Origin of the sequence: Shewanella sp. TC10 (genome assembly GCF_009663145.1) — a bacterium.
In the GTDB taxonomy this organism is placed as follows: domain Bacteria; phylum Pseudomonadota; class Gammaproteobacteria; order Enterobacterales; family Shewanellaceae; genus Shewanella.
The window spans coordinates 1-20044 of sequence record NZ_VKHR01000080.1 but is presented as its reverse complement, the minus strand read 5'-3'; the positions used below and the strand labels follow the sequence as shown (position 1 = coordinate 20044).

Annotated in this window: 17 protein-coding genes and 1 pseudogene; 10 read left to right on the top strand and 8 right to left on the bottom strand. The window is 40.0% G+C overall.

Annotation, left to right across the window (positions count from 1 at the left end):
• The 5 genes and pseudogenes from FNZ24_RS21800 to FNZ24_RS19880 all read left to right on the top strand — a co-directional run.
• A pseudogene (locus FNZ24_RS21800) lies at positions 1–264 on the top strand (tetratricopeptide repeat protein); the annotation flags it as partial.
• A 165-nt stretch (positions 265–429) separates the two neighbouring features.
• A complete protein-coding gene (locus FNZ24_RS19895; RefSeq protein ID WP_153916545.1) occupies positions 430–1986 on the top strand; it encodes a GGDEF domain-containing protein in 1557 nt (518 codons plus the stop codon).
• A 35-nt stretch (positions 1987–2021) separates the two neighbouring features.
• Entirely contained in the window at positions 2022–3389 is a 1368-nt protein-coding gene (gene ppnN, locus FNZ24_RS19890) for a nucleotide 5'-monophosphate nucleosidase PpnN (protein ID WP_153916544.1), read from the top strand.
• Between the two features lie 396 nt (positions 3390–3785).
• Complete coding sequence (gene xni / locus FNZ24_RS19885) at positions 3786–4562, top strand: flap endonuclease Xni (protein ID WP_153916543.1); 777 nt, start codon at positions 3786–3788, stop codon at positions 4560–4562.
• A 3-nt stretch (positions 4563–4565) separates the two neighbouring features.
• Positions 4566–5030: a DUF3192 domain-containing protein gene (locus FNZ24_RS19880; protein ID WP_153916542.1), complete on the top strand. Its 465-nt coding sequence runs from the start codon at positions 4566–4568 to the stop codon at positions 5028–5030.
• 196 nt (positions 5031–5226) lie between these two features.
• On the opposite strand, the gene FNZ24_RS19875 is transcribed toward FNZ24_RS19880, so the two are convergent.
• A complete protein-coding gene (locus FNZ24_RS19875; RefSeq protein ID WP_153916541.1) occupies positions 5227–8007 on the bottom strand; it encodes a prolyl oligopeptidase family serine peptidase in 2781 nt (926 codons plus the stop codon).
• A gap of 758 nt (positions 8008–8765) precedes the next feature.
• On the opposite strand from FNZ24_RS19875, the gene FNZ24_RS19870 reads away from it, so the two are divergent.
• Complete coding sequence (locus FNZ24_RS19870) at positions 8766–9776, top strand: isocitrate dehydrogenase (RefSeq protein WP_153916540.1); 1011 nt, start codon at positions 8766–8768, stop codon at positions 9774–9776.
• A gap of 121 nt (positions 9777–9897) precedes the next feature.
• Here the strand turns inward: FNZ24_RS19870 and rlmM are convergent, their stop codons facing one another.
• The 4 genes from rlmM to FNZ24_RS19850 all read right to left on the bottom strand — a co-directional run bounded on the left by rlmM (position 9898) and on the right by FNZ24_RS19850 (position 13448).
• Complete coding sequence (rlmM, locus tag FNZ24_RS19865; protein ID WP_153916539.1) at positions 9898–10992, bottom strand: 23S rRNA (cytidine(2498)-2'-O)-methyltransferase RlmM; 1095 nt, start codon at positions 10990–10992, stop codon at positions 9898–9900.
• A gap of 229 nt (positions 10993–11221) precedes the next feature.
• Entirely contained in the window at positions 11222–11608 is a 387-nt protein-coding gene (locus tag FNZ24_RS19860) for a DUF423 domain-containing protein (RefSeq protein ID WP_153916538.1), read from the bottom strand.
• 39 nt (positions 11609–11647) lie between these two features.
• Positions 11648–12391: an alpha/beta family hydrolase gene (locus FNZ24_RS19855; protein WP_153916537.1), complete on the bottom strand. Its 744-nt coding sequence runs from the start codon at positions 12389–12391 to the stop codon at positions 11648–11650.
• A gap of 145 nt (positions 12392–12536) precedes the next feature.
• Positions 12537–13448 carry a transcriptional regulator GcvA gene (locus FNZ24_RS19850; protein ID WP_153916536.1) on the bottom strand — a complete coding sequence of 304 codons (912 nt, stop codon included), beginning with the start codon at positions 13446–13448 and terminating at the stop codon, positions 12537–12539.
• 181 nt (positions 13449–13629) lie between these two features.
• On the opposite strand from FNZ24_RS19850, the gene FNZ24_RS19845 reads away from it, so the two are divergent.
• On the top strand, positions 13630–13866 hold the full coding sequence (locus FNZ24_RS19845) for a hypothetical protein (RefSeq protein WP_153916535.1): 237 nt from the start codon (positions 13630–13632) through the stop codon (positions 13864–13866).
• A 423-nt stretch (positions 13867–14289) separates the two neighbouring features.
• On the opposite strand, the gene thiI is transcribed toward FNZ24_RS19845, so the two are convergent.
• From thiI to pomA, 3 genes are all read right to left on the bottom strand, one after another.
• Positions 14290–15744, bottom strand: coding sequence for a tRNA uracil 4-sulfurtransferase ThiI (thiI, locus tag FNZ24_RS19840; RefSeq protein WP_153916534.1), 1455 nt, complete (start codon positions 15742–15744; stop codon positions 14290–14292).
• A gap of 384 nt (positions 15745–16128) precedes the next feature.
• A complete protein-coding gene (locus FNZ24_RS19835; RefSeq protein ID WP_153916533.1) occupies positions 16129–17064 on the bottom strand; it encodes a flagellar motor protein MotB in 936 nt (311 codons plus the stop codon).
• A gap of 3 nt (positions 17065–17067) precedes the next feature.
• Positions 17068–17835, bottom strand: a complete 768-nt coding sequence (gene pomA, locus FNZ24_RS19830; protein WP_153916532.1) for a flagellar motor protein PomA — start codon at positions 17833–17835, stop codon at positions 17068–17070.
• Between the two features lie 414 nt (positions 17836–18249).
• Here pomA and xseB point away from each other — a divergent pair, with 414 nt between their 5' ends.
• The 3 genes from xseB to FNZ24_RS19815 form a co-directional block, all read left to right on the top strand.
• Positions 18250–18486: an exodeoxyribonuclease VII small subunit gene (gene xseB / locus FNZ24_RS19825; RefSeq protein WP_102529053.1), complete on the top strand. Its 237-nt coding sequence runs from the start codon at positions 18250–18252 to the stop codon at positions 18484–18486.
• A 2-nt stretch (positions 18487–18488) separates the two neighbouring features.
• Positions 18489–19370 (top strand): (2E,6E)-farnesyl diphosphate synthase, encoded by an 882-nt coding sequence (gene ispA, locus FNZ24_RS19820; protein WP_153916531.1) that lies wholly within the window; start codon positions 18489–18491, stop codon positions 19368–19370.
• Between the two features lie 20 nt (positions 19371–19390).
• Positions 19391–20044, top strand: a 654-nt coding sequence (locus FNZ24_RS19815; protein ID WP_228768560.1) for a 1-deoxy-D-xylulose-5-phosphate synthase N-terminal domain-containing protein, incomplete at its 3' end; no start/stop codon positions are given.

Sequence of the window (20044 nt, the reverse complement as noted above, 5' to 3'; positions counted from 1 at the left end):
GGCCACATTAATTTACCTTTGCTCGCAAACCCAGACTTAAGATTAACCAACGAGTTATTATTTGAAACTGTTCAATATGCGTTAGCCGCTGCTAAAAGTATCAATGTAGGCCATACTTACGTCAGTATTAGGACCTTGAACTTTGCTCCGGCGGCTATATTTTTCAAACCTTTATATTTGAATTTAACCCATGCTTTGCAAAGAGGTATCATCCGAGCAGAAAGTAATAGGTCAATTTCTGACATCAAATGGCCTAAAAATTAAGCGGTAGAGCCCAAGTTAACTAAGCTTTCGTCCTAATCTGCCGATATAGGTGTATAGTTATTTAATATCTCATTGATATGCGCAACTTTAATATCAGTTTGTATCGCCAATTGACCAGATTTCTGATGTTGTTGGTTATTTGTTTATTTTAGGAACCCTATAAGCATGAAAGATTCTTCAACTGCAGTCTCACAAGTTTCATTATTAAAACAGAAGCTTAATTCGGCTAAGTTGGCGCTCGAAGAAATACATGAAGATCGTAATGAAAAACTGCGTACTTTAATTCAGTTTCTAGGGCATTTGAGTCTTGCTTGCAAAGGCCAAAACCTAGAACTTGATAATCGCCTAGCCAAGTTACGTCATCACCTCCAAGGCTATGACCAGATAGATGAAGCCCTTCCTGAACTTGTGGAAATTGAACGCCTGTTAAAAGGTCAGTATCACCACACCATGACTCGTTTAGAAGAAAGCCGTACTAGCCTGTCACGAGTCATTAGTCAGATACAAAGAGTTGATTCTGCTCCAGATGAAATCAAAAAAGAAATTAACTACTTTAAGAAAGATCTCAACAAACCTATTCATACTATTTGGGAGTACATTCCTAAAGTTGAACAAGTAATTAGCTTTTATGAGCACATTTTACAAAAGGAGTTTGCAAGCACAGATGATCACGTCATCTTGCCTCAACACCTTATTTTGGCTAAAGAGCTGGCTCATAAAATATCAGAGATTGAGTTTCGAAAAGAACAACGTGATCAGATCCTAGTCATGAAAGAAGTATTGATGGGTGATATCAAGCTCAATACTTTACTTGAGTCTTATCAAACTATTTTAAGTTTATTGCTGAATAATATTGCCCGTGAGAAAACGGCTTCTCAAGACTTTTTGTATGCTTTAAATGATGCAATTAGCGTAGTGAGGGATGTTGTTACTAACACAGCCAATAACAATGATCGTTCACAACAAATCAAAACACAGCTCAATAAAGAGATTAATCTACGCGTTGATAACGCCGACGGCATTTTAATTGAATCCGATGATTTATTATCTTTAAAGACAGCGCTTACCGTGCAACTTGCGTCTCTAAAAGATGCATTGAGCCGTAAAGAAGCCTTGGAAAGTCGTGAACAAGCTTTGCTGCGAAAATCTATTGAGTCAATGCGTAAAGAGCTGACAAGCATAACCAAAGAAGCCAATTCTTATAAAGAAAAGCTATTTGAGCATCAAAAACTTAATTTGCTTGATCCGTTAACTCAATTACCAAACCGTGCGGCACTTGAAGATCGTATGGAACAAGAGTTCAGAAACCATAAACGCTTTAGTACCCCGCTTTGGGTAGCTGTCACCGATATTGATTATTTTAAATCTGTTAATGATAATTTCGGCCATAGCACTGGTGACAAGACCCTACAGGTAATCGCAATGGCGCTTAAAAACTCACTTCGTGAAAGCGAGTTTGTCGCAAGATATGGCGGTGAAGAATTTGTTTTATTGCTGCCAGAAGTCAATGAAGACAATATTGGTTTATTATTAAACCGTGTACGTGAAAAAATTAAGAACATTCCATTTAAATTTAAGAATCAGCGTATTACTGTCACATTATCCATTGGCGCAGCACAAGTAATGGACAATGAACGAATCGAAGAAACGTTTGAACGAGCAGATGCTGCACTTTACAAAGCAAAGAATAATGGCAGAGATAGAGTCGTAATCGATATTTAATATCATAGGCAACTCATCTCTTAGAGGAGTTGCTTATGATTGTAAAAATTAGCCCCAGGGGCAGTTTAGATCAACTGTCTCAAATGGAAGTTAACCGTCTTAAACAAAGCGCTAAAAGTGAACTGTATCAACTGCTAAGAAATTGCTCTTTAGCAGTACTGGCTTCTGGCCTTCAAAGTGATAGCTCAGAAGCATTATTTGATAGCTATTCTAATTTTGATATTAATGTATTGCAGCGCGAACGCGGTCTGCTCATTGAACTGATTAATCCCCCAGAACAAGCATTTGTTGACGGTGAAATTATTGCCGGCATTCAAGAGCACCTGTTTGCCGTGCTACGTGACATTGTCTATATCGATAACAAATACGATAACTTAAAGCACATCAATCTCACCAATGCCAGTCATATCACCAATGTCGTATTTGATATACTTCGAAATGCTAGAGTCATTTCACCGATGAAAGATCCCAATGTGGTGGTATGTTGGGGCGGCCACAGTATTAACGCAATTGAATATCAATATACTCGAGAAGTCGGCTATGAACTTGGATTAAGAGGATTAGATATTTGTACAGGTTGTGGCCCAGGAGCAATGGAAGGCCCGATGAAAGGTGCAGCCATTGGCCACGCTAAACAACGGGTCAATAATGCCAGATATATAGGTTTGACTGAGCCAAGTATTATCGCAGCAGAGCCACCCAATCAAATCGTCAATGAATTAGTCATATTACCTGATATCGAAAAACGCTTAGAAGCATTTGTGCGCTTAGGTCACGGGGTTGTCATCTTTCCTGGTGGCGCTGGAACCGCTGAAGAGCTGCTCTATATTCTTGGAATATTACTCAATCAAGCAAATCAAGCATTACCCTTCCCACTCATTCTTACTGGCCCTAAAGAGAGCGCTGACTACTTTTCTGAAATCGACGCTTTTATTAGTGCGACATTAGGTAAAGAAGCACAAGATAAATATCAAATCATCATAGACGATCCTGTTAAAGTCGGTCGCATCATGAAACAAGGTATGCTCAAAGTAAAAGAAATGCGTAAAAGCTTAGGTGATGCTTATCAATATCAGTGGTCTTTAAAAATTGAACCTGAATTTCAGCTACCATTTGAGCCCAATCACGAAGTGATGAGTAACTTACACCTGTACTTTCAACCTAACAAAGCCGATCTTGCCGCAACCCTAAGACGCGCTTTTTCAGGTATTGTCGCTGGTAATGTTAAGAGCGATACCATTAAATTGATTGATGAGTTCGGTCCATTTGAAATTCGCGGCGATGAGAAATTAATGGCCATGATGGATAAGCTATTAAAAGCATTTGTAAAACAACAAAGAATGAAATTACCCGGTAGTGACTATATTCCTTGTTATCAAATAATCAATGAAAGGACTAGCTAACCTTAAGGATTAGAGCCTGCTCTATATAGGCCACATGCCTAAGTAAGGTTTACATCAAGCAGCCAACTAATGGCACTGTGCTTGATGTAAACAAACTCGATATGTTTAAGCCTTAGCCAAACCCCAGTAAACTCTTAGCTGTCTTTCACAATTTAGCAGCCTTTCAAATAAAGCAGCCATTATCTATATCCCTATGAGTCTTTATCCCTATTAATCTATATCCCAATTAGTCTCTCTCAACAAAGTAAAATGCAGGGTATTGTTTAATATCATGTTAAATAGCTATATGATTAGTCATCATAAAAACACATCTGAAATGAAACTTTAAAGGTGTGAAAATAAATTTATCCTACAACGGCTCAATTGAGTCGTACCACCAGCTACGAAAGATAAAACATGAATAAACTATTGATCATCGATGGTCTCAATCTTGTTAGACGTATTCATGCTGTATTACCAGATGAAAATGACATCGCCAGCGTTAAAGAGCGAACCATTTCTGCGGCTAAAAAGCTCCTTAAACATCACCAACCCACTCATGCGATTGTTGTTTGGGATGGAGATGAAGAGTCATGGCGTAAACAGTTATACCCTGATTACAAGAAAGGTCGCAAACCTATGCCTGCGCCTTTAAAAACTGGGTTAACCGACATTAAAGCAGCCCTAGCCGAAGCACATATCAACTCCCATGACGCCGCTTCTGAAGCTGACGATGTCATCGCCACCCTAGCCACCAAAATTGCTGAAAATAATGGTCAAGCCATTATTGTGTCGACGGATAAAGGCTTTGGTCAGATCTGGCAAAACAATATTGATATTTGGGACCATTTCAAACAGCAGTATTTTGATATCAAAGAGTATGAAAAGAAATTAGCTGTGCAGCAAAACCAAATTTTAGACTTTATTGCTTTAGCGGGTGACTCTGGTAATAAAGTACCTGGTATCGCTGGAATAGGCCCTAAATCTGCTGCTGATTTATTAAATAAATTTCGCAGCTTAGCCAACCTGTATAAATCAATCGATAACCTAGGGGCTAAGCAAGCACAAAAGTTATTAGATGGAAAAGAAATGGCACGAGTGAGTTATAAACTTGCTCAGCTACAATGCCATATGCCGCTTAATATCAATTTAAAGCAATTTAGAGTGCCATCAATGACAGAAAGGAGTGTTTAGACAATGAAACCTTCCTTATCCTTCCTTATTGCTTCTATGTTTATTGCTTACGTTGTTTTCGCAATTACTGTTGTTTTAGTATACGAACCACGACCGGAAGATCGCAGCTGGCAAGATAGACAAGAATTTAACCATCAAATGCTTAGCGAAATTAAAATTGGCCAAACCATTGAATCTATCCGCAGTAAGATGGGGCGTGCTGACTTTACTGAAGCCAAGGCGACTGATGAAGCAAACTTCCAAATAATGTTTTACAGAACACATCACGTTAAGTCAGATGGCAAAACGACGCGAGATGAGTGCACTCCATTATTATTTAAAAATGGCGCTTTGATAGCTTGGGGACAAGAGACTTATGACCAGTTTTTACAAATTCCGATTCTAAATAATATCGTTGACTCAAGTGTTTCTAGTAATCCACACCCCATTACTGAAGCCACAACAGAAACGGAACAATCTAAGCAATAGCACTAAAAAACTTGTGCTAAAAAGAATTCTTAGCACAAGTTCTAAACAGCTCTAAACAACTCTAAACAGTCGTTCTAAGCGCTATTTCTAGGCACTAGCTTTCAATACGAGTTCGCTTGTTTAAGAAATAAAAAGCTTAAGACATAAAAAATGCCGCAGTAAGCGGCATTTTTTATTTCTATCAAACAGACAAGCTTTATTTAGCAGATTTATACTCTTGGTAAGCCTCGCCTTTTTCTAACCATTGCGGTGCTGGCGCTCCCTTCAAATAATGGTCAAAGTACTGTTTCATTCGAATAGTGTAGTCCAATTTATTTGGATACTTCTTCAAATGGTGCGGCTCATCTTCATATTGTAAAAACACCACATCTTTACCTGTACGGCGCATAGCTAAATATAATTCAACACCTTGCTCCCAAGGCACCGCATCATCTTTATCACCAAACATGATCATCATAGGTGTTTGAATACGCTCGGCGTAAAACACCGGTGAGTTTTCAATGTATTTTTGTGGCGACTGAAATAAGCTTTCTGCAATACGGCTTTGGCCTGTTTCATATTGAAATTGACGCGCTAATCCTGAGCCATGACGAATACCACTATAAGCACTGGTCATGTTCGATACAGGTGCACCTGTGACAGCAGCTTTAAAGATATTGGTTTGGGTTACAGCGAAAGCGGTTTGGTAACCACCCCACGAATGTCCTTGAATACCGACAGCATTAGGATCTGCTATGCCCATATCAATTAGCTTTTGGACGCCAGAAGTTAAACCTTTAACTGCAGAGGCGCCTGGATAACCTACTTCAAAACGAATATCCGGTAAGAAAATAGCGTAGCCATTATCTGCATACCAAGCAAAGTTAGGACGATGATTGATAGCCATATGAGGGAATGAATGTAAACGGTCACTCATAAAGCGGTAGAAATACACCATCACAGGGTATTGCTGACCTTCTTGATAATCAGTCGGCTTAATTAGTACACCATCGGTTTGGCGACCATCAGCATCACTCCATTGCACAAGTTCAGCACTGCCCCAATCAAAACCGTCACGCTGCTTATCTAATTGAGTTTGTTTAACCGCATTGTTTGGCGAAGTAACACTTGCAGTATAAAGGTCTGGGTATAAATCATAACGCTCTTTAGAAAACACTATGGTGTCGGTATTCTTACTGCGCGCAAGCACTTTTAATTTTGCACCACTATCCACCAATTCGGTTAAACCAGGCACACCTACAGTTGCACTGTATAAACTGTCGGCTTTGGTTGCTTCGTTATAACCATGAATAAGCAAAGTCTGATCTTGTGTTATCTCAGCAGGAGCATTTTGTTCTTCATATAAACCTTCAATTCGTAACTGTGTCTTAGTTTTACGCCCCTCACCGTTTGAAAGCATAAACCCGTCAAATGATGACGAATTAAACTGCCACATATCATATTTATCGTAAGCAATAATACCTGAGCCATCAGCTAACCAAGGTCCGAATCCATAGCTAGGAGCATTGCCAGGGTAATCATGATCTTCGTTCGCAAAGCTGACACTAATGTCTTTTGAAATAGTATGTCTTCTCACCCCAGCAATATCGTAAATAAACAGCTGGCCTTGTTGATAATAAGCAACAAAACGAGCATTTGGTGATAATGTCGGCATTTCATTCGATGGGTGCTGAGTTAACAACTGTTGTTTACGACCAGTATTTAAATCAACTAAATACACGTCTTGATAGAAACCTGCCCAAGTAATCATTTTCTGGTATGGCACATCAGACGTCGCTAACAAATAACGTTGTTGTTCACCATATTGCACATCAGGAATAGACTCATCGGCAAGTTGGACAATACGGTTGGCATTGATATGCAAAACCGATAAATAGGTACGCTTCTGCTCTTTTGAGTATTGCTTGATTTCGTGAGGCTTAATCTTAGGGTCATCCCCATGCCACACTTTTAAGTTACGTAAACCGGTAACAACAGTTTCATCGAATAAATCAGCTTCACTCTCTATTTTTGCAAGCGTGACGACTTTATCAACCTGTGGTACACGGCCTAAAAAAAGTCTTAAGCTATCTTCAGAGAAAAATACCTTAGAGTACTGATTCAATGTCCAATCATCATCTTTCGGGGTTTCTTTAAGCTCATTGGTCTCAAGGTTCAATAACGACAGTTGATACTCACGTTCATCCCGATCTTCTGCTGCAGAGCCTTGAGTAAACGCTAACCACTTAGCATCATCAGACAAACTCAGCTCACCAATTTGTGCATCGCTGCTCTTATAAAGTTGCGTTAGCGTGTTATTCACTAAGTTCACTTTCTTAATGGCATGATGTTTTGATTTAATGTCATTAATAGCAACTACGAAGTTTTTGGCAACTCGATCAAAAGCAAATTGAGTGACATTTTCAAAATCATGAGTCGACTTGTCTGAGAGTTTTACAAGCTTAAACCCACTGCCTATATCTTTCTCATTAATTTTTTTGGCATCTTTATCATCTGAATCTTTGCCATCTGAATCTTTGCCATCTTTGCCTTCAAACCAAATAGCTAGAAATAGCCCATCTTGGCTAAATTCAGCTTGCTTCACTTTTTCAAAGGTTTGCTGTTCACCCGTAGCAGTATTAAGCAGCGCAAGGCCTGAATGCAGTTCAGACTTTTTCAAGGTTTCTTGACTTAATAATGAAGGGGCTAGTGTTGCAATAGCAAAACTACCTTGGCTATTAACCTTAACGTCAGAACCACCAGCAATAACAAACTGCTTTTTAGATTCAACAAGATTGACTAAAGCACGACTATCACCTCTATCTGGCATCGCCTCAACAACCAATGTTTTTCCGTTATCGGAAATTACAGGTTGCTTGAGGGTTTCAAAATGCATGATGTCATTTAGCGAAAGCGTCGTGTTTTTTTCAGCCGCTGTAATGGACATTGACGCTGCGAGTAGCGTCAAAGGAATAAGTTTATGTAACTTCAAAGTCATCCTCGTTATATTTATTATTTTAAACGGCTAAGCATTTATACCCATGATACTTCAAGATGCAAAGTCAGCAAGTCAAATAGTGCCAAGATGCTAGGCATAAAATTGAAGTATAGTTGTTCTACATCGATATTTTATAACAACGCAGATTGGTGCTATTTGACTTGCCCTATGGGGCGCAAGCTCGAAAACCACTGCTACGTTGTAACCTTTGAAAAGTGAATAACAATTACCTCAGCTTACGCCTTGCATTGTTATCCGAGCTTGTGCCTGACAAAGCATCTTGAGGTAACATGGGTATAGTGACTCATTCCTGCGCTCAACCTTGAGAAAACGACTCATTTACATAAATTTGAAATAAATCGTTCAATATCGTGCTTAAGTTTAGTTTTTCATTTTTCCAACTTTATAATAAAGTTTGATTATTAAACTGTTAGACCAAAGTCGTCTGTTCAAAAAATCTAACCTCAATAAGCTATCTTGGTAAATTCATCGAACCAATTAACGATTCAATAACAATCACATTCAAAATATGATGCATATTGAACCTTTAAATTAAGCTGTTGTGAATATCTTAAAGCAATCAGCTGAGGATTAACTTAAAAAATATAAAAAATATGTGATTAAACTCACTAAATCCTGTAAAAAAATTTCAAAATTCGTTAAAATGCGCCGCAACAAAACCGTTAGTTAATCGTCCCGTAACAGTGTTGTTAACACTGACAGGAAAATGCAGTAACCACTAAGTGGAAGGACTATCCATGCCAAAACGTACTATAACCGTAATCCCAGGTGATGGGATTGGACCAAGCATTATCGATTCTGCTTTAAAGATTCTCGACAAGGCTGGTTGCGACTTTGAATATGAATTTGCAGACGCCGGTTTAGCCGCACTAGAAAAACAAGGTGAATTAGTACCACAGCGCACCTTAGACTTGATCGAAAAAAACCGTATTACATTGAAAGGCCCACTAACAACTCCTGTTGGTGAAGGTTTCACTTCAATTAACGTTAGCTTGCGCAAGAAGTTCAGCTTATACGCGAACGTGCGTCCTGTACTTTCTTTTAAAGGTACTCAAGCGCGTTACGACAATATTGATATCATCACCGTTCGTGAAAATACTGAAGGTATGTATTCTGGTCTTGGCCAAAAAGTCTCTGACGATGGCGCAACAGCAGAAGCGACTAGTATCATTACTCGCCTAGGTGCTGAGCAAATCACGACATTCGCATACGAACTTGCGCGCAAAGAAAACCGTAAGAAAGTAACGATTGTTCACAAAGCGAACATCATGAAGTCAACTTCTGGCTTATTCTTAAAAGTTGCTCGTGAAGTTAGCTTACGTTACCCAGATATCGAAACAGAAGAAATGATTGTTGATGCAACTTGTATGAAGTTGGTCATGAATCCAGAAAACTTTGATGTATTGGTAACCACTAACTTATTCGGTGACATCTTATCTGACTTATGTGCAGGTCTAGTTGGCGGTTTAGGTATGGCTCCAGGCGCTAATATCGGTAAAGATGCAGCTATCTTTGAAGCCGTTCACGGAAGTGCACCTGATATCGCTGGTAAAAACTTAGCTAACCCAACTTCAGTTATCCTTGCATCTATCCAAATGCTTGAATATCTAGGTATGGCTGATAAAGCTGAAATGATCCGCAGTGCAGTTTCTGCAGTGATTGAAGAAGGTGACCGTACGACTCGCGATTTAGGTGGTACACACGGCACGACTGACTTCACTCAAGCCGTTATTGACCGTTTAGGCTAATCCTTGCATTAAGCTAAACAGATAATAAAAAGCCCTCAGTGACATTCACTGGGGGCTTTTTTTATCGCTAATTTTTAGCAAGAGGCACTAGTTTAAGATTAATCCATTAGCCACAATTCATTTAGTCGTGGAAGTTCCATGCCGTATTTGGTTTAACCCATAAATGCACTGTCACTTCATCACGATCATGGTAAAGGTGCTTACATTGGATCTTAAAATCATCGATTTCGTTTTCTTTTAAAATCTCAGCCATGGTATCAAGGATTTGCCTAACTTCTTTATAACGGCTTTTCATTGGCAGCTTAAGGTTAAAAATAGCTTCTTTGAACCAGCCATTAATCGCCCATGCTTCCATCAATTCAGCGACGCGAGAAGGCTTTTCAACCATGTCACATACTAGCCAGTAAATGTTTTTTCTTGGTGGTTCAAAACGAAAACCATCGGCGCGATAATGTCGTACTTGTCCTGTATCCATTAATTTTTGATCCATAGGACCGTTATCAACAGCAGCAACAAACATACCTCGGCGAACAAGCTGATACGTCCAACCACCAGGACAAGCACCTAAATCCACAGAATGTAGTCCAGAACGACAACGCTGCTCTTGCTCTTCTTTCGTCAAGAAATGACCAAAAGCTTCGTCCAGCTTTAAGCTTGAACGACTCGGCGCATCCGCTGCCATTTTAAGGCGTGGAATCCCCATAAAGTGAGGTGAGCTGTTGTTAGTTAAAGAGTAACCAACATAAGCTTGTCCAGGTGCGACAAAACACACATGGATAATCGGTCTTCTATCATTTTCTTGAGCCAGCAGTGAACCAGACTTTTTAAGCCCTTGACGAAGCGGCACAGTAAACTTACGGCAAAAACCTGAAAGCTCTTTAGCTTCGTTGGTGTCTGGGGTTTCTACCCTCAGCTCACCTGCTTTTTTAACTCCAGCTAAAGCCGCCACAATTGGTGACATGCGATCGGCTTCTGGCAAGTTTTTTAATAAATCATTGGCTGCAAACATTTGTCTGGCAAAGACTAATGAATTTAGCTCGATTTTTTTGGCTAGCTGTTCACCACCATCTTCTTCAAAGCATTGGTAAATAACATAGGCATCGTTGGTATTGGTTTTAACAAAACCACCAATATTCAAGTCAGCTGCTCGCTGTTGAATCTCTGCAGCACAATCTTTCTCATAGCCTGCACGGCAGAATAAAAATAGGTTTTTCATGGTGAACCTTAAGCTTCAATAACAGCCCTCTAAATTGAGCGCCGTCAGTACATATAAATAAAAAATACAATATTGATATGCATTATACGCAAGTTTACTGGCACTGTGTGAGCTGAAAATATAAAAAGCACAAACAAAAAAGCAGTTGAAATAGCATATTTCAACTGCTTTTAAATAACTCGGGTCACTATGATGAATAATGACGTATTAATGCCACAGCGATTTAAGCCTAACTTGCCGCCTTGTCATCATATTTAAATATTGCCACAGCAAATAATAACCAGCCCAATAGCATACAGAAACCACCCATTGGGGTTATTGGGCCAATCCATTTAGCACCTGTGAACGCATACAAATATAACGAACCAGAGAAAAGCAGGATACCCACAAAGAACAAACCTGCCGCCCAATTAAGAAGCTTTGAAGATATCCAATGGCCCGCAAAGGCAACAGCAATAATCGCAAAGGTATGATAAAAATGATAATCAACGCCTAACTTAAAAATGGCCACCAGTTCAGGTGGTGCGATATTTTTAAGTCCATGGGCGCCAAAAGCGCCTAAACCAACAGCCAAAAAACCGCTCAATGCCGCTAACAATAACAAGCCTTTTTTCATTCTATTACCTTAATATCCCATTATTAAATCTAAAGTTCGTTACACCAGCGAATCAATAAATTGCTGACTCTGCTCAACACAATCTTGCAGATTAGCTTCTAAATCTGTACCTGACGACTTCCGTGGTTTAAAACTATGATCGCCATCGGTGATCCAGCCTAATGAAACCGAGTCTTTAATTGCCCAATGGGGTATTTCCAATTTACCACCAAACTTATCCCGCTCCCCTTGTAATACCATGACAGGGCAACTGGCGTTATTAATTGGAGATAACCTTGGCTCACCACCTTTAAGCGGCACAAATGGGTAACCTAGACACACAACGCCTTTGATTAACTTCTTGACCTGTTCAAATTGTGGATGAATTTCAACCTTATCAGTATCAGCAAGTTCGGGCGTCATTATCATGGCAGACATTCTTCCCCCCATGGATTTACCCATAAGAATGATATTTTCAGTGACTAAACTGCCGTCATTAATATTAGATAAGATTTCGGCTAACACTTGCTGATAATAGTTCAGTAACTTAGGAGCCCTATCCGGCGGCCTTCTTTTGCCATCTCGCATGTTGGCTTGCATATACAAAAAATTAAACCGCAAAACTTGCACGCCAGTTTCAACAAGCTTATTGGCGACCTGCTCCATAAAATCAGAATGCATATTAGCGCCAGCGCCATGAGCAAAGACCACTAAAGTTTTACTTGGCTTACCCAATAACACAGATTCTATTGCTTGTGATGCTTGGGCTGCTTGTGCTGAAATTGTTTCTTCTACTTGAGTCATTATTATCGCTTTTCAATATAAACTAACTGTTTGCTAAACTGCTGTTAGCTTCAAAATAGTTAAAGTGCTGTTAGCTTCAAAATAGCTAAAGTGCCGTTAGCTTCAAAATAACTAAAGTGCTGCTAACTTCAACTTAACTAAAGTGCTAACCTGCAAGTAATTCGCTTCGAGATTCTTCAGCAAACATGTCAACCATCCACTCACGAAACGCCGCAACCTTGCCAAGTTCTGAATGATTTTGCTGGCAAACCAAGTAATAAGCATCTTTACTCACCAGCACTTCCGAGAATGGACACACTAACCGACCCGCTTTAATATCAGGCCTTGCCAGAACGCTATAACCTAAAGCAACCCCTTGTCCGTGGGCGGCAGCCTGTAAAACTAACGACGAATGGCTAAAGATTGGGCCAGAGTTAACATTAATTTCATTAATCCCGCATTGTCTAAACCACGCTTGCCAATCATGACGACTAGAATCGTGTAATAAGGTGTGATTTTTAAGGTCGCTCGGTTTCTCTAATGGTTTAGGTCCACTCAATAATAATGGAGAACAAACCGGAATAAGTACTTCATTGCGCAACTTATCAGCTCGCAGCCCTGGCCAGTTTCCTTGGCCATAATAAATAGCAACGTCAACATCATCAGTTAAAGAATCAGCTTCACTGTCTACAGCTTTAATGCGTACGTCGATATCAGGATTCTGCTCACTGAATTTGGCTAATCTTGGTACAAGCCATTGAATTGCAAAGCTTGGAGACATACTCACAGTCAATGAACCAATTGCACTTCTGGCTAAAAGCCTATCGGTTGACTCACCTAATTGAATAAAAATATCTTTAATATCGAGGAAGTAGCTTTGGCCTTCTTCGGTTAATAGCAGTGAACGGTTCTTGCGGCGAAACAGTTTTAAGCCTAAAAAGTCTTCTAACGCTTTAATTTGATGACTCACTGCCGCTTGTGTGACAAATAGCTCTTCTGCAGCACGAGTAAAACTCAAGTGCCTTGCAGCTGCTTCGAATGCTTTTACAGCATTTAAAGGTGGCAATCTTCTCGACATAGTGATCCGTCTCTCGTTTTTTAATTAGTTTTTCTAATGATTATCGTTATTTTTTGTCGTTTGTAAAGAACACTCTGTTCGTATAAATTATAACCATTGAAATTTAGTGAGTTGGACAATCTCAATATGGAAAAGAGGGAGTGTCCGACAGTGTGATTTGTCAGCCCGGAGGCGACCCTTTATGTTTAACTTAAAAACTTTAGCTACAGTAGCTTTACTCTCTTCATTTACTTTTGCAGCAAATGCAACTGATACCACAATCGATATCAGTGATCTTCAAGCATCAATTAACGCTGAACTAGAGCAAAGTATGACAGAAATGCAAAACAACGTTGATGTCGATGTTAAAAACACCTTAACTGCTGAGAAAGAAGAGAAAGCAACAGTGACGACAGCAGAAGTTCGCATTGCTGAATAATCTACTTTAAAAACAGCTACAAAAAAACCGCATTAGCCAAATTAATGGTAATGCGGTTTTTTTTATGTCTTTTACTAGGGCCTGTTGATCTTTTGAAGTTGTTTTTGCTGCGAATTGTTGGTCATTTGTACAAGGCAGAGACTTTGTGGTGTAGTTATTCTACATAAAAAGTCGATAACACAGTAAAAATGACCAACAAACGCTGCCCGAAGGGTTCGACTAAAAGCGTTTTACTCTTTGTTGAATGAACTTTGCTTAGATGACTAGGCATCAATTCATCCGCCTCGATTAAAACGCTTTTATTTCGAACAAAACTTAACCAACAAAGATCAACAGGCCCTAACAGAGAAAAAAGCAAAAAAATAGCCAGCGACGTTATGCCGATGGCTATTTGATATAAAATTTAAATTGAAAGGCTACCGCTTAAGGGCGGTATACCTTCACGTTACTGTAACCTTGTTCGGTTAAGTAGAGCGCTTGCAGCTTACTCATCACGCCACGATCGCAATACAGTAAGTAAGTTTTCTCTTTATCTAAGTCAGCAAATTGAGTCGCTAATTTAAAGAAAGGGATTTTCAAAATCTCAGTATCTTCGATGTTAAGCGGGTTTTGCTCTTCTTCGTCTTGGGCACGAATATCAATCACGACATTACCATTATCGATAGCTTCAACAGTTTCTGTTTCACTGACGGTTGTCTCTACCTTTTCAGCAATCTGTTTAATATCAATAACCACTGCGTCGTTAACCACACGATCAATTAAGTCTTCAGTAAACTTAAGTTCTTCAGCTTCAATTTTCGCCAGTACAGCTTTGACGGTAGGCTTTTGAGAAATCACACCACAATATTCAGGAATAGCTTTGGCAAAATCTTCTGTACCAATTTTGCGACTCTCATTAATGATGTCTTGCTTGTCCATAGTGATCAACGGGCGCAAAATCAATAAATCAGTACAACGATCAATTACGTTTAGGTTAGTCAGCGTTTGACTTGACACTTGACCTAAGCTTTCGCCTGTAACCAATGCTTGAATACCGTACTTTTCAGCTATCTTAGTGGCAGCTCGCATCATCACACGTTTTAAAATAACGCCCATTTGACCATTATCAATGCGCTCTAATATTTCTTCAACCACAGGCTCAAAAGGAACAGTGATGAAACGTACTTTGTGTGACTCGCCGTATTTCTGCCATAGGTGATAAGCCACTTGTTTAACACCAATTTCGTGTTGTGCACCACCTAAGTTAAAGAAGCAGTAGTGAGTACGCGCACCCTTCTTAATAAATTGGTAACTAGAAACACCAGAATCGAAACCACCAGAAATTAATGACAACACATCTTCTTGGGTTGCCATAGGGAATCCACCAAGACCTTCAATACGGCGAACAACCATATAAAGCTTGTCGTGATCGATTTCTAGATTCACTGTCATATCAGGGTTTTTAAGCTTAACGCCAGCAGCATCAGTATGCTGATTCAATCCGCCGCCCACGTAACGTTCAACTTCAATTGAATTAAAGTCATGCTTACCGGTACGTTTTACACGAACACAGAAAGTTTTACCCGCAAGCTCATCTTTATAAACAGGTAACACTTGCTGATAAATATCATCAATAGAATCGAAGCTGTACTCATCTACTTGGATCACATGCGCAATACCAGGAATACACTCTAAACGCGCAGAAATAGCATCTACTCTTGCTTGTTCATCGCTAGCTACATGGATCATGATGCGATCCCATTGGCGCTGCACTCTTACGTCTTCATCAACTTTTTTCAGTACATTGCGAATGTTTGTTTCAAGGATTTTAGTAAAACGCATTCTAACGGTTTTACTTTTCATCATGATTTCTGGGTATAGCTTTACGATAAACTTCATTGGACTTCCGCGGGCATCTGATTCGGTATCAACCTAATAAGCACTAATAGTCTAACGCTATAAAGCGGTCTTCTCAGGTTATTTGAGAGTTTACTTTTGGCATTAATATTGGTGTTTACAGGCATAAAAACGATGGCTGGTATAGTGACCAGCCATTTAAGGGCGGGATTATAGCAAAAATTGGCTATTTACCAAACGCATTAAATTGCATTCCGTAGACTGTGACGAGTTTGAGTGAATTGTGCCGAAATCAATAAAAAAGCCGCTTAATTAAAGCGGCTATTCCAAGTGCAATACTATGACTAAAACGGTGTTAATTTAGTCTGGTAAAATTTGTTTTAAATCATCTCTTTCAATTAAAACAGTGATAATAGCAGAGCTTAATTAAGGCTGAGGTATCGCTTCAATCTCTCTAGATTCTTTTGCTTTACCTTGCTCAATGGCAATTTCAACTCGGCGGTTACGGCTTCGATTTTGATTAGAGTCATTGGGTACTAATGGCGAATTAGACGCCATGCCAACAACTTGCATTCTGGATTCATCAAAGCCGGTTACTTTGGCAAGCTCGTGAGCTACGGCAACCGCACGTTTACTGGATAAATCCCAATTTGAGCTGTAAAGCTCGTTACTGATATGCATACCATCTGTATGACCCGAAACAGTAATAATGCCTGGCACATCTTTGAGTAAATCACCAATTGAGCGTACGACAGGTTTAAAACGTGGCTGTAAAAAACCAGAGCCTGAAGCAAAAGATCCTTTCTCTCGGATTCGAATAATAATTTGCTGGCCTAACGATTCTATTTCAATGGCACCATCGACAATTTCTTCATTGAGTTTCTCAGCCATTTTCTTAACTTGATCGTTAATATTCTCTTGTTCAGATGACGCCTGAGATTGCTGCGCTTGAGCTTGTTGCTGCGCCGTCGCAGCGGCATTACCACCTCTGTCTTCACCTTGTTGTTTCTGCACCCCACCAGCACTAGCATCATCACCCGCTTGATACTCAATGGTTTGCTGGGTCATTTCATTAGTTTGCTGATTGATAATTTCAATCGGGGTAGGATCAGGCTTACCGGGGCGAAATTCCAGTGCAATGACTGATGTCCCTTTAGGAATGTCTTTCACTTCTACTTTATTTTGCACACCAAAAGCGTACTTCATTGAACCAGCAATTTGCTTAAACTTCATCACATCCATTTCAGAGAATGCTAGTAGCAAAACGAAAAAGCACATCAACAAAGACATTAGGTCAGCAAAGGTTGCTAACCATAATGGTGCTCCAGGTGGTGGACAATTACACTTGGCTTTTTTAGCCATGAGTTATTCTCCGTCCGTTGTATCGATTTGACGTTGCTTTTCGGATAAGTAGTTTTTAAGGAAGCCTTCGATAACGCGAGGGTTTTGGCCATCTTGAATGGCTAATACCGCATCCATAATCAGGTTACGGTTGAGTAGCTCTTCAGTCATTCTGAGTTGTAGTTTGTCAGCAATTGGGATAGCTATCATGTTGGCGATAATTGCACCATATAGCGTAGTAAGTAGCGCAACAGCCATTGAAGGACCAATTGATTTAGGGTCGTCCATGTTTGATAACATGGCAACAAGACCAATCAAGGTACCAATCATCCCCATTGCTGGAGCGACATCACCTAATGATTTAAAAATTCCAACACCTGTTTTGTGACGCTCTTCGGTCAGTGCAATATCTTTTTCAAGCGCTTCACGTACCACATCACCATCGTGGCCATCGACTAGCATATCGACCGCTTTTTGCATAAAACTGTTTGTAATTTGGGCTTCTTCTAATGCAAGGAATCCGCCTTTTCGAGCGGCATCAGCCATATTTACCGACTGTTCAATCAAGTCTTCAGGTTTATCAATTTTAAACATGAAGGCTTTAGCGCCAATTTTAACCGCCCCAAGGAATTGCTTTAAATTGTACTTCATCATGACGACGAACAATGAGCCAATAAATACGATCATCACCGATGGCACATCAACAAAAATTGAAATACCGCCACTGCTGACCATTGACCCAATAATAAAAGCAAAGGCTCCGATCAAACCTATTAGGGTTGCTAAATCCACAATTTCTCCTTGATTGCAGTCTTAAAATGCTGCCTTACCTATTGATGGTCATAAATAGCAATAACCATTTATGGATATCAATGTAACACCCTGAGTCACAGGGTTAATAGTTCAAATAACAAAAAAACACTCAATAAGCAGCATTCTAATAAAAAACAGCCAGTAGTGATAAAAATTTCATCAACTTCCATTTAAAAAGTACTCTCATCTCAATAAGAATATTGATAGTCGATGAAGGAAACTGGCATTCGTTATAGTTATCGGTCAAACTTAGCCCAAGTTTAGAGTTATTTTATGAATTGTATAATTTTTCAGTCACAAAGCGTGCTTTTGAGCAAATAAACTACGACTGAATTTGACCCTTAGCTCGCCCTGATATACCTTGTCCTCCGCACAACAAAAGGAACAATAATTGTGGCAAAAAAACCTGAGAATCTTAGTTTTGAAGAGTCCTTATCGGAGCTTGAAAACATCGTTGCAGATCTTGAGCAAGGTGAAGTCACACTAGACAGTGCCCTCAAACAATTTGAGCGTGGAATTAAACTGGTTCGTCAAAGCCAGTCCAAGCTTGAACAAGCACAACAGAAAGTATCAATTTTATTGGATGAAGACGATACCAACCTGAGCCCATTTACCGTTGAAGGCGAATAAGCGTGTTAGCCCAAGCAATTGAAAAGTATCAACAGCGTGTCGATAATGTTCTAAAAAATAAACTTGCAGAACTCGATGACACAGCACCTGAATTAAAAGCAGCAATGACCCATGGCGCTTTATTAGGTGGAAAACGCATTCGACCTTTTATGGTTTACAGCATTGGCGAAATGTTAGGCGCCGATATCGAATTACTCGATAATGCAGCGGCAGCTATTGAGTGTGTTCATGCCTATTCATTGATCCATGATGATTTACCGGCCATGGATGATGATGCGCTTCGTCGTGGTCAGCCAACCGTTCATATTGCCTTTGATGAAGCAACAGCTATTCTTGCTGGTGATGCGCTACAAACACTCGCTTTTGAACTCATATGTCAGCCGAACACTAACATCACCCCACAACAACAATTGGCCATGGTAACTGCATTAGCGAAAGCATCGGGTTATAGCGGCATGTGTGGCGGTCAAGCAATTGATCTGAGTTCAACAGACAAACGTATCAATCTTGAACAGTTAACTCAGCTTCATAATAAAAAAACGGGTGCGCTGATTAGCTGTGCAGCTGAATTAGCTTTAATTGCTGCAAACGCTAGCCAAGATGAACAACAAATTATAAGAGAGTTCGCCGCTAACATCGGCTTAGCTTTCCAAGTTCAAGATGACATATTAGACATCACATCTAGCACAGAAGAGTTAGGTAAGCCCCAAGGCAGTGATGAAGAAGCGAACAAGAGTACTTTCCCGCGCTTACTTGGACTTGATGGTGCAAATGAATGCGCCGAAAAACTAATTAACGATGCACTATCAGCGCTGGCAAATTTGACCTACAATAGCCAGTTAATTGCAGACTTCGCCCGCTATATCATTGCGCGAAGATTATAAAAGAGACAGTTTATCTCCTTATGAGTTTCGATAATTCTCAATTTCCGGTATTGGCACAAGCTAATACGCCTGAAGATTTAAAAAAGCTGCCTCAAGGCATGCTGCCACAACTGTCTGATGAGCTAAGACAATTCTTGCTTAAATCAGTCAGTAACTCCAGTGGCCACTTTGCTTCAGGCCTAGGTACTGTTGAATTAACAGTAGCGCTTCACTATGTCTACAACACGCCGTTTGATCGCGTCGTCTGGGATGTAGGTCATCAGGCATACCCGCACAAAATTCTCACTGGGCGTCGCGACCAGATGCACACCATTCGTCAGAAAAATGGATTGCACCCTTTCCCATGGCGTGAAGAAAGTGAATACGACACATTTAGTGTTGGTCACTCAGGTACTTCTGTCAGTGCAGCATTAGCCATGGCTGTTGCAGCTGAAAAAGAGCAGAAAGATCGTAAAGTCGTTGCTGTTATCGGTGATGGTGCAATGACTGGCGGCATGGTGTTTGAAGCCATGAACCATGCTGGTGATTTGCACAATGACATGTTAGTTGTTTTAAATGACAACGAGATGTCAATCTCTGAAAATGTCGGCGCATTAAATAATCACTTAGCTCAGCTAATGTCAGGCCGTTTTTACACCACCATTCGTGAAGGTAGTAAAAAAGTGCTCAAGGGC